Below are 10,606 nucleotides of genomic sequence, written 5' to 3' on the forward strand. Positions count from 1 at the left end.
GTTAAACGGGAAGCCCCACGACAAACCGGGCACCCAGCGGGTCCGAGGTGATGTCCGCCTCGGTCGGGCGGATATTCTCGGCCCAGATCACGCCGCCATGGGCTTCGACAATCTGTTTCGAGATCGCAAGGCCGAGGCCAGAATTGTTGCCGAAATGCTCTTCGGGCCGTTCCGAATAGAAGCGTTTGAACACTTTGGTCAGAGCCTGATCGGGAATGCCGGGGCCGGTATCCTCGACCACGATCAAGACGCGCTTGTCGCGCTGGCGCACCCAGACGCGGATTGCGTCGCTTTCCTGACAGAAGGAAATCGCGTTGGTGATCAGGTTGACGAAGACCTGCGCCAGACGCGCCTCAAGCCCGTTGACCACGATCGGCCCCGAGGGCAGATCGGTGATGTATTCGATGCCTTTCGACCGAGCATCCTCGCCCAGAAACTGGCCGATATTGTCGAGCAGTTTCAGCAGATCAAAGGGCTGTTCTTCTTCCTTGACCAGTTCCGCATCCAGACGCGAGGCGTTCGAGATATCGCTGACCAAGCGGTCCAGACGGCGCACGTCATGTTCGATGACGCCCAGCAGCTTTTCGCGCTGATCATCGCGCTTGACCATACGCAGGGTGCCAACAGCCGATTGCAGACTGGCCAGCGGGTTCTTGATCTCATGCGCGACATCTGCGGCGAACTGCTCATTCGCGTCGATGCGGTTGTAAAGCGCCGTCACCATCCCGCGCAGCGCACGGCTGAGGCGACCGATCTCGTCCGGGCGGGCACTGAGGTCAGGGATGCGGATACGCCCCGGGTTGACGCCCGACCCGCGATCCTTGCCGGATTCAGCGGCCGCCGCCAGATCGGCCAGCGGGTTTGCGATGGTCGAGGCCAGCACAAGGCTCAGGCCGATGGACACCAGGAGGGCAACGATGAACATCTGCAGGATGCGTTCCTGCTCCTGCCGCGTCAGTGCGTCGATCTCACCCGGAGGTCCCGCCATGGCAACAACCCCGACCGGGGCGCCGTCTACCAGAATCGGCGTGGCGGCGACAATCACCGTGTCCCCGGCATCATCCTGCACCGCCTGAACCTTCACAGTGCCGGTCAATGCGTTCGGAATGATCTCTTGCACGCGCTGCGCCAAGGTGGGCGCTTCGCCTTCGGGGGAACGCGTGAACAGAGTATAAATCCCCGTCCAGACCGCATTCAGCGCATCGCTGATCAGCGTGTTGCCGGTCGCAGCCTGACGGTCGGACTGGATCAGAACCGGCATGTCAAATCCGGGTGATGTGCCGCGGGTCCAGCCGATCAGGGTGCCTGTATTGTCATAGACAAACACCTCGCCCCCTTCGGGCAGGCTGAGGCCGGACAGCGTGTCGCGCACATCCAGCGCGGCGGCCTGTCCGTTTCTGGCCCCCGGCTGACGCAATTGGGTTTCAAACACGTTGCTGACCAGTTGCGCATCGCCAACCAGATTGCGCGCGGTCTGCTGCACGCGTTGTTCGCGGGAATCGTCCAGATACAGCAGCCCGGCCACCAGAATGACCAAAGCGATCAGATTGAATGTGATGATCCGGCGTGCCAGCGGCGAGTTTCGCAGGGTGAATAAACTGCGCCGTGACCGCTTGGCATGCATCTCGGCAGCCTCGGGGTCCTGGGGGATGACCCAATCATCCCCAAGAACGACATCACCGTCGCGCAGTTCGCTGGCTTCCTCGGTATCGCGCACGTAACCCCACCACCCTTTAATTCCGGTCGCGTCTATTCTTCGTTATACCGATATCCGATACCGTACAAAGTCTCGATTGCCGAAAATTCCGGGTCAGCGGCGCGCATTTTCTTGCGCAGGCGCTTGATATGGCTGTCGATCGTCCGGTCATCCACATAAACCTGATCATCATAGGCCACATCCATCAGCTGATCGCGGCTTTTGACGAAACCGGGCCGTTGGGCCAGCGCCTGCAACAGCAGGAATTCGGTTACCGTCAGCGAGACGTCAGCCCCCTTCCAGGTAACCGCATGACGCAGCGGGTCCATCCGCAGCTCGCCCCGTTCCATCACCTTGGCGTCGCCGGTATTGGGGGCTGCGGCGTCACCTTCGGTGGCCTCTTGCCGACGCAGCAGGGCGCGGATGCGCTCGACCAGCAAACGTTGGGAAAAAGGCTTTTTCACATAGTCGTCGGCGCCCATGCGCAGGCCCAGAACCTCGTCGATCTCATCGTCTTTCGAGGTCAGGAAAATGACCGGCATCTGGGTCTTCTGCCGCAGGCGTTGCAGCAGGTCCATGCCGTCCATCCGTGGCATCTTGATATCCAGAACGGCCATGTCCGGCAGCTTTTTGTTGAACGCATCCAGTGCGGCCTGCCCGTCATTATAGGTTTCAACCTCGAACCCCTCGGCTTCGAGTGTCATGGATACGGACGTCAGAATATTTCTGTCGTCATCCACCAGTGCGATCTTTGACATCGGGTTCACCCCTATTCCTGCTCACCGCGAAATAATTCGCTTTTTTGTAAGGCATTGTTGGCGGTTTTAAGACGCCGAATCAATCCGTATCTGCGAATCGTGCCTTTGTTGGGGCAGCTATGCGGCAAATTTGCCTTGTTGCCTGCAAATTACTGCCCGGTTTTCCGACAGGAAATCCTTGGTTGCGCTAAAGTTAGGCTTGGTTGCGCTAACTGCGTCAAACCCGCCTGTTCATGTCCCAAAGCTACGTGATAAGACGCGCGCATCCGCCGGTATTTTCCCGGTACACTGCCCCAATGGCGCACGTGGCCCAAACCGCCGCAGCGCCGCCACAGGAGAAGACACACATGACATCTGGACGGGTTAACCCGCAATTCCGCCTCGAAGATCAGGGCATCGAGGGTCTGGGCAATGTCTATTACAACTTCATGGAACCGGCGCTGATCGAACAGGCGCTGAAGCGCGGCGAAGGCACCCTTGGCAATGGCGGGGCCTTTCTGGTCACCACCGGCAAATTCACCGGCCGGTCGCCCAAGGACAAGCATGTTGTCAAAACCGAAAGCGTGACCGACACCATCTGGTGGGAAAACAACGCCGCGATGACCCCCGAAGGGTTCGACGCCCTCTATGCCGATATGCTGGAGCATATGAAGGGCCGCGACTATTTCGTGCAGGATCTGGTTGGCGGGGCCGACCCGGCCTATTCGATCAATGTGCGCATGGTCACCGAACTGGCCTGGCACAACCTGTTCATCCGTCACCTGCTGCGCCGCCCGGATCGCGAGGATCTGGACGAGTTCACTGCCGATTTCACCGTCATCAACTGCCCCAGCTTTCAGGCCGACCCGGCCAAGCATGGCTGCCGCAGCGAGACGGTGATCGCGCTGAACTTTGACCGCAAGCTGATCCTGATCGGCGGCACCGAGTACGCGGGTGAGAACAAGAAATCCGTCTTTACCCTGCTGAACTACATGCTGCCGGAAAAAGGCGTGATGCCGATGCACTGCTCGGCCAACCACGCGGTCGGAAACCCGGTCGACACCGCCGTGTTCTTTGGCCTGTCCGGCACCGGCAAGACCACCCTGTCGGCCGATCCGTCGCGCGTTCTGATCGGTGATGACGAACATGGCTGGTCCGATCGCGGCACCTTCAACTTTGAGGGCGGCTGCTATGCCAAGACGATCAACCTGAACGCCGAAGCCGAGCCCGAGATTTACGCCACCACCAGCAAGTTCGGCACCGTCATCGAAAACATGGTCTTCGATGAGGAAACCAAGGAACTGGATTTCGACGACGATTCGCTGACCGCAAACATGCGCTGCGCCTATCCGTTGGAGTATATCTCGAACGCCTCCAGCACCGCGCTGGGTGGGCATCCGAAGAACATCATCATGCTGACCTGCGATGCGTTTGGCGTTCTGCCTCCGATCGCGCGGCTGACCCCGGCGCAAGCGATGTATCACTTCCTGTCGGGCTTTACGTCCAAGGTGGCGGGCACCGAGCGTGGTGTGACCGAGCCGCAGCCCACATTCTCGACCTGTTTCGGCGCGCCCTTCATGCCGCGCCGTCCAGAAGCCTATGGCAACCTGCTGCGCGACAAGATCGCCCAGCACGGTGCGACCTGCTGGCTGGTCAACACGGGCTGGACCGGCGGTGCCTATGGCGTGGGCAGCCGGATGCCGATCCGGGCGACCCGCGCCCTGCTGACCGCCGCGCTGGAAGGGTCGTTGCGGGACGCTGAATTCCGCAAGGATGCCAATTTCGGCTTTGACGTTCCGGTCTCGGTCCCCGGCGTTGCCGAGGTTCTGCTGGACCCGCGCCGCACCTGGGACGATCAGGCCGCGTTTGACAAACAGGCTGAAAAGCTGGTGCAGATGTTTGCCGAGAACTTTGAACAATACGTTCCGTTCATCGACGACGACATCAAGGCGGTCGCCATCGGCTAAGCACGCCGCAAGGGGGCCACGGCCTTCCCGAAGTTTCAAAGGCGCGGGCGCGATCCCGCGCCTTCACCTTGTCGGGATGTTCGTTACAAATTCATTGCGACACGCCCCACGATACAGTATCAAACCGAGTTATCGCGGCGATCCCGGCCCGGTATTTTTAACCGGATGGGGCGTCCTGAATGCCTTTGGGTGGCTTCTAGCGTACACACTCACACCCGCGTTGTGAGCTGCCCGATCAAATGGTGTCACTTTTCACATGGGGGTGGCGCCGGTTCGGCAGGCATAGTCCTGCGTCTAAGAAGCCGGTGCTGAAAACGACAGGTAAAACATGACCGAAATCTCGAAACTCGCCGAATTGCGCAAGCTGATGCAAAGCATGGAACGGACTCTGGGGCTGGAAGAGCTGTCCCCGGTTGAACGTGACATCTATTACGCCGCCGAAGAGCTGTCGAAAGATCAGCAAGAAGTGCGTACATTTGGCCTGATCGAACATACCCTGGTTGAAAGCGTCTCGCGCCCGACATTTTTTCGCGCGCTGAAGTCGCTGGTCCAGAAAGGGTATCTGTCGCAAAGCGGCAATGCCAACCGGGGGCGGTATATCGTTCATGCGCCAAGATGATATGCCTTTGCCGCCAGTAAACGGCTGACATCCGTGAACAGGTGGGTTTCTGACACGTTCTATGCCTCACTGGCCTATGTCGTGGCATCGCTGCTGACCTTCGAGGTCCTGATGCCGCTGCAGAACATGTTCTTTCCGCAATATCCCAGCCACGCCAGCCTGCTGTTCCTGCCGCATGGCGTGCGGGTTCTGGCCGCGTGGCTGCTGGGCTGGCGGGCGATCTTTGCCCTGTTGCCGGGGGTGTTCCTCGTCTTTGCCCTGATCGGTGGCTGGGACGTGTTCCAAACCAGCCGGTTGCTGGCCATTGCCATTGCCGTCACCACCGTTCCGGCGGTGTTCTACATCTGCAAATGGGTGGGCTGGGACCTGTTTCCCAAGCCAGACCGCCGCCCCTGCTGGGCCTGCGTCATGGGCGTGGGCGTGGTGACCTCGGTCCTGGTGGCGATCCTGACCAATATGGCCTTTGACAGCGCACCCGAGGAATACATCGCCTATCTGATCGGCGACATCTCGGGCCTGTTCTTCCTGATGCTGGGCCTCTACTACGCCTTCCGCCTGACCGAACGGCGCGCCTGAGCCTTTCGGGCAGGCGACTGCGGACATCTTACAAAAGGAACACTGGCACCCCATCAAAAGGGGCGTGGGTGTTCCCTGTCGCCTGCAAATCTCTCTGCACCGCAACAATGGGCGCGTAATATTTGAACATTTTACCAGTATAATTCGTATTTTTGTTGCGCTGCACGCGCAGCATGATATGACCAGACGACCCAGAGAAGGACGTGATTCATGGCCCATGACGGACAGGATGTGACCCAGATGACCACAACAGCAGTTTTGCCCGATCTCCTGACCCTGACCGGCGCGGCCCTGCCCGCGGTCGAGGCCGTGTTCGAACGCGCCCGCGCTGCGGTCCGCGAGATGGTGACCGCCGACGGCCGCATCTCGGGCGCGCTGATCGAGGCGCACCAGACCGCCGCGCACGGGCTGGCCTGGCTGGCGACCTATCACCAGTCCCTGCAACAGATGCAACGCTGGGCGCAAGCGCTGGAGGCGGATGGCAAATTCGGCGAGCTGGAACAACTGCTGCACCAGATCGCCTTTGGCGAATACCTGCATCAGGTCGCAGGTGGCATCCCGATGAATCAGGGTGAGGTCCTGCGCCTGCAGGATCTGGGTCTGGGCTGGGATGCCCTGTCCGGTTTCCAATGCACCGAGGTGCAGACACTGATGGCACAGGCGAACTCTCAGGCCGCGCGCACCCGTCTGGTCGAACTGATGCAGGATCAATCCGGCGCCACCATGTTCGGTGCATCCGGTCTGGATGAAGAGCTTGAGATGATCCGCGACCAGTTCCGCCGTTACGCGCAGGAAAAGGTCGAACCGAACGCTCATGACTGGCACCTAAACGACGAACTGATCCCGATCGAGATCATCGAGGAACTGGCCGAAATGGGCGTCTTTGGCCTGACCATCCCCGAGGAATTCGGCGGGTTCGGCCTGTCCAAAGCCTCGATGTGCGTGGTGTCCGAGGAACTGTCGCGCGGCTATATCGGCGTTGGCTCGCTGGGCACCCGGTCCGAGATCGCGGCCGAGTTGATCATCGCGGGCGGCACCGATGAGCAGAAGGCGCAATGGCTGCCCAAGATCGCCAGCGCGGAAATCCTGCCCACTGCCGTGTTTACCGAACCCAATACCGGGTCCGACCTCGGCAGCCTGCGCACCCGCGCGGTGAAGGATGAAAACGGCGATTACAAGATCACCGGCAACAAGACATGGATCACCCACGCGGCGCGCACCCATGTGATGACCCTGCTGGCGCGGACCAACCCCGATACCACCGACCATCGCGGTCTGTCGATGTTTCTGGCCGAAAAGACCCCCGGAACGGATGAGAACCCCTTCCCCACCCCCGGCATGACCGGCGGTGAGATCGAGGTGCTGGGTTATCGCGGCATGAAGGAATACGAGCTGGGTTTTGACGGCTTCCACGTCAAAGGTGAGAACCTGCTGGGCGGCGAAGAGGGCAAAGGCTTCAAGCAGCTCATGGAGACGTTTGAATCCGCCCGCATCCAGACCGCCGCCCGCGCCATTGGCGTGGCGCAAAGCGCGCTGGATATCGCCATGCAATACGCGCAGGACCGCAAGCAGTTCGGCAAATCGCTGATCAACTTCCCCCGCGTGTCCGGCAAGCTGGCGATGATGGCGGTCGAGATCATGATCGCGCGGCAGCTGACCTATTTCTCGGCGTGGGAGAAAGACCACGGCCAGCGCTGCGACCTAGAGGCCGGAATGGCCAAGCTGCTGGGCGCGCGGGTCGCATGGGCGGCGGCAGATAACGGGTTGCAGATCCATGGCGGCAACGGCTTTGCGCTGGAATACAAGATCAGCCGCGTTTTGTGCGACGCGCGCATTCTGAACATCTTTGAAGGGGCCGCTGAAATTCAGGCTCAGGTCATCGCACGGCGGTTGCTCGGCTAACACCCGGCTCACCGTGGTTTCCCCAACTGAACCCGGCCCCGCGCCGGGTTTTCTTTTCGACGGTTCTGATGGCGGGCTCGTGAAACTTCCCCCTCGGCACCTTACGGGAAATCAAATAGACCACGGCCCGGAAGCTTGTGGGATTCGCTCCTGCACTGGATGGAGAGTTGAACGTGAAACCTGTATTTGCGGCCTTGGCGATGTTCGTGACCCTTGTGCTTGGTGCCTGCTCGACCCCGCAGCCGGTCCAGCGCAGCGATATCGACGGCCTGACCAACGCCATTCAGGCACTGGGTCCCGATGTCGACCCGAACGAAGCCCGCCGCGCGGCTGAGATTTCCTATAGCTATTCCCAGCAACTGGCGCAGGAATGGAACGTCACCGACCCGGCCATCATCCACAACGCCAAGGTCATCAACGGCTTTCGCGAACATGGCCTGTGCAATGACTGGGCCCAGGCCATGACCCGCCGCCTGCGGCAAGAAGATTTCCGCACGCTGCAACTGCATTGGGCCACCTCTCCGCCCACCCCGTTTCGGATCATCCATCATTCGGCCCTGATCAGCGCGCGCGGTGACGGGATCGAAGACGGCATCATTCTGGACCCCTGGCGCAACAGCGGACGGCTGCATTGGGCCCCGACCCGCGAGGATACGCGATACAACTGGCGCCCCCGGCTGGAAGTGCGCGAAGAACTTCTGAACGGAGAGCTGTCGTTCTGACGCCGGTTCCGTCTGCCTTTCCGATAGGCTAAGACCGGATCATGATACGCCTGATCCTGACCCTACCCCTGATCGCCCTGTTCCAATGCAGCACGGACGAAACTGTCGCCGCCTATGGCGCGGCGGATCAAATCTGGGCGTTGCAGGAAATCAACGGCCAGCCCTTCCCGGCCCGCGCCCTGCTGCGCTTCCCGGAAGAGGGCCGCATCGAAGGCAACGCCCCGTGCAACGGATATTCCGGCACGCTGAATGCCCCCTACCCGTGGTTCGAGGTCACCGATCTGGCCGCCACCCGCGCCGCCTGCGCCGGGTTAGAGGCCGAGGGCATGTATTTCGCTGCCCTTCTGGCGATGACCCAATCCGAAGTGTCCGGCGACGTGCTGATCCTGCGCAATGAGGACGGGCACGAAATGGTCTTCACAGCCGCCGAGTGAATTGATCAACAAACCGCGCCCGCGCCTCGGGCAATGGATTATGGCCCAGAGACGGTGCAAGGCGGTGTTCCAGAAAATACCCGGTGGTGCGCAGCCCTTCGGCAATCTCGGCATCCGGTGCAGCGCCTTCCCGGCGCAAACAGGGCGGCAGGGGCAGCAACCTGTCCGCCCATTCCCCCGCGCCTGCCACACTGACAGCACGGCCGGTTTTGGGTGAGACATAGATCAACCCCTCGGTCGCCCCCGTTACCGCGCAGGTGGACAGGGCGAGGCCAAAGCCCAGTTCCTCCAACAGCGCCAGTTCCCAGTGCAGGTAGGCCAGCGGCCAGATCTCATCTTGGCCCAGCAGGTCCATCAGTTGCTCGGTTTGTTTGTAAATCGCCGGGTGCGGCTCACGCTCGGGCAGACAGAATGACAGCAGCGCCACCACCGCGTTCAGCCCAGCCAACGCCAGCCGTCCCGAAAACGCCGCCGCCGCACGAGATCGCAAAGGTTCGACCTGAAATGTGCCGATATGTTCTTCCAGCCGCGCGCGCCAGAGCACATCCAGTTGCGCACCGGGTTGCAGGATCGGCGCAATCTTGCGGCTGGCACCGCCCCTGACCACGCCAGCGTGGCGACCGTGGCCTTCGGTAAAGACCTCAACAATCGCAGCGGTTTCGCCATGGCGACGAGAGGTCAGAAGTATGCCGTGATCGCGCCAGTCCAATGGGGCCTCGTGCCGTTTCCTGCGCTCAATTTGGCCCAGCGGCGGGGGTCGCCGCAACCGGGAAAGCTTGACCCGCACGTATTAATCCATAAATTAACAATATGGTTAAATAAGGATCAAACGCCATGCGGGGCATCACAATCATATACCAATACGACGGAGACGAGGCTGAATGGAAAGCCGCCATCAGCACGTTCATCGCGGCCATTGACAATGATCCGGTGGCGGCCGGGAAATTCACCTATCAGGTCGCCGTCGCCGATGATGGGGTGACCCGGTATCACTGGGGCCGCTGGGACAGCGCCGAGACCCTGGCCCACGTGCAATCGCAACCCTATTTTCAGGCATTCGCACCCAAGGTGAAAGACTTCGCTGGCAAGACACTGAACGCCGTCGGGCACGACATCACCCTGAAAAGCGCCGGGTGGTAAGCAATCAGAACGTAAGACCTGCGTGGATCAATATGCCGAGGACCATGAGCAGGTTCAGCACCATCGAAAGACCGTTGCCCACATAGATGGGCAGCTTGCCGACGATCAGCCCGTAGATGAACCACAACAGCGACAGCCCGGCGTAAAGCGACCAGGTCAACAGCGACTGGCCCGTGGCGTGTTGCGAGTGGGTAAAAAAGAGTTTGATAAGTTGCGGCAGCGTGGCAAACGGCCCGACAACGCCGACAACGACCATGAAGCCCTCAAACCGCTGCATCCAATGCCCGAATTTCGATGCTTCAAGCTTCTGACCAAGTGATTCAGCCAACGCCCCAACTCCTGTTTTTTGCTTCTGACCATGCCAATCGGTTGTGACAGGTATCAAAGATTCATAAGCCTATTGCGTCGTGGGTCCAAGCGCCCGGGACCGCGTTTACTCCAACCCCTCTTCGCCCAACAGATGCCGCCCCTGCCGATCCTCCACCTCGATCACCCAAAGGTCCGGATCAAAGCCACGCTGACGCTGGATTGCCACATCCACATCCCTTTCAGCACCCGAAGACAGTTCAACCCATTTACGCTCGCCGCTCATCAAATCGAAGCTGCGCTGAAACGCGACCGCCTGACCGTCCAGCGTGTTGAGCTTGACCAGAACCGCGCCCGCTGTGTCATCGCCATGGGCCACGACAAAGGCAGGTATCTCCTGAAACCGCAGCCGCGCCAGATATGCGTGAACCCAAAAATCTGCCGTCAGGCGGGTCATATCTCTCCCCTCTCCACCGGGGCCAAGAATTTTCGTCGAAAATTCTTAGC

Annotated in this window: 12 protein-coding genes; 7 read left to right on the top strand and 5 right to left on the bottom strand. The window is 60.5% G+C overall.

What is annotated here, in order from left to right:
- Position 1: 1 nt before the first annotated feature.
- Complete coding sequence (locus MPJ51_RS14975; RefSeq protein ID WP_298388382.1) at positions 2–1,717, bottom strand: sensor histidine kinase; 1,716 nt, start codon at positions 1,715–1,717, stop codon at positions 2–4.
- A 32-nt stretch (positions 1,718–1,749) separates the two neighbouring features.
- Positions 1,750–2,454 (bottom strand): response regulator transcription factor, encoded by a 705-nt coding sequence (locus MPJ51_RS14980; protein ID WP_298388384.1) that lies wholly within the window; start codon positions 2,452–2,454, stop codon positions 1,750–1,752.
- 347 nt (positions 2,455–2,801) lie between these two features.
- Here MPJ51_RS14980 and MPJ51_RS14985 point away from each other — a divergent pair, with 347 nt between their 5' ends.
- The 6 genes from MPJ51_RS14985 (at position 2,802) to MPJ51_RS15010 (ending at position 8,653) form a co-directional block, all read left to right on the top strand.
- Entirely contained in the window at positions 2,802–4,400 is a 1,599-nt protein-coding gene (locus tag MPJ51_RS14985; protein ID WP_298388386.1) for a phosphoenolpyruvate carboxykinase, read from the top strand.
- 328 nt (positions 4,401–4,728) lie between these two features.
- Positions 4,729–5,019: a hypothetical protein gene (locus MPJ51_RS14990; RefSeq protein ID WP_298388388.1), complete on the top strand. Its 291-nt coding sequence runs from the start codon at positions 4,729–4,731 to the stop codon at positions 5,017–5,019.
- Between the two features lie 33 nt (positions 5,020–5,052).
- Positions 5,053–5,595, top strand: coding sequence for a hypothetical protein (locus MPJ51_RS14995; RefSeq protein WP_298388389.1), 543 nt, complete (start codon positions 5,053–5,055; stop codon positions 5,593–5,595).
- Between the two features lie 210 nt (positions 5,596–5,805).
- Positions 5,806–7,497, top strand: a complete 1,692-nt coding sequence (locus MPJ51_RS15000) for an acyl-CoA dehydrogenase family protein (RefSeq protein WP_298388391.1) — start codon at positions 5,806–5,808, stop codon at positions 7,495–7,497.
- A gap of 173 nt (positions 7,498–7,670) precedes the next feature.
- Positions 7,671–8,219 (top strand): hypothetical protein, encoded by a 549-nt coding sequence (locus tag MPJ51_RS15005; RefSeq protein ID WP_298388393.1) that lies wholly within the window; start codon positions 7,671–7,673, stop codon positions 8,217–8,219.
- 41 nt (positions 8,220–8,260) lie between these two features.
- Entirely contained in the window at positions 8,261–8,653 is a 393-nt protein-coding gene (locus MPJ51_RS15010; RefSeq protein ID WP_298388395.1) for an META domain-containing protein, read from the top strand.
- Here the strand turns inward: MPJ51_RS15010 and recO are convergent.
- Positions 8,637–9,362 carry a DNA repair protein RecO gene (recO, locus tag MPJ51_RS15015; RefSeq protein WP_298388397.1) on the bottom strand — a complete coding sequence of 242 codons (726 nt, stop codon included), beginning with the start codon at positions 9,360–9,362 and terminating at the stop codon, positions 8,637–8,639. The genes MPJ51_RS15010 and recO overlap by 17 nt on opposite strands.
- A 125-nt stretch (positions 9,363–9,487) precedes the next feature.
- Here recO and MPJ51_RS15020 point away from each other — a divergent pair, with 125 nt between their 5' ends.
- Positions 9,488–9,793, top strand: a complete 306-nt coding sequence (locus MPJ51_RS15020) for a hypothetical protein (protein ID WP_298388399.1) — start codon at positions 9,488–9,490, stop codon at positions 9,791–9,793.
- 4 nt (positions 9,794–9,797) lie between these two features.
- On the opposite strand, the gene MPJ51_RS15025 is transcribed toward MPJ51_RS15020, so the two are convergent.
- Together MPJ51_RS15025 and MPJ51_RS15030 are read right to left on the bottom strand one after the other, a co-directional pair.
- Entirely contained in the window at positions 9,798–10,121 is a 324-nt protein-coding gene (locus MPJ51_RS15025) for a SemiSWEET transporter (RefSeq protein ID WP_298388401.1), read from the bottom strand.
- Positions 10,122–10,226: 105 nt separating this feature from the next.
- The gene (locus MPJ51_RS15030) at positions 10,227–10,556 is read right to left on the bottom strand and encodes a DUF1491 family protein (protein WP_298388402.1); all 330 of its coding nucleotides are present in this window, start codon (positions 10,554–10,556) and stop codon (positions 10,227–10,229) included.
- Between the last annotated feature and the right edge of the window lie 50 nt (positions 10,557–10,606).

The organism is Ruegeria sp. (assembly GCF_028066395.1).
Taxonomy (GTDB): domain Bacteria; phylum Pseudomonadota; class Alphaproteobacteria; order Rhodobacterales; family Rhodobacteraceae; genus Ruegeria.

Coding starts and splice junctions, on each gene's coding strand:
- MPJ51_RS14980 (WP_298388384.1), bottom strand. CDS start 2,454: ATGTCAAAGATCGCACTGGTGGATGACGACAGAAATATTCTGACGTCC.
- MPJ51_RS14985 (WP_298388386.1), top strand. CDS start 2,802: ATGACATCTGGACGGGTTAACCCGCAATTCCGCCTCGAAGATCAGGGC.
- MPJ51_RS14990 (WP_298388388.1), top strand. CDS start 4,729: ATGACCGAAATCTCGAAACTCGCCGAATTGCGCAAGCTGATGCAAAGC.
- MPJ51_RS15000 (WP_298388391.1), top strand. CDS start 5,806: ATGGCCCATGACGGACAGGATGTGACCCAGATGACCACAACAGCAGTT.
- MPJ51_RS15010 (WP_298388395.1), top strand. CDS start 8,261: ATGATACGCCTGATCCTGACCCTACCCCTGATCGCCCTGTTCCAATGC.
- MPJ51_RS15020 (WP_298388399.1), top strand. CDS start 9,488: ATGCGGGGCATCACAATCATATACCAATACGACGGAGACGAGGCTGAA.
- MPJ51_RS15030 (WP_298388402.1), bottom strand. CDS start 10,556: ATGACCCGCCTGACGGCAGATTTTTGGGTTCACGCATATCTGGCGCGG.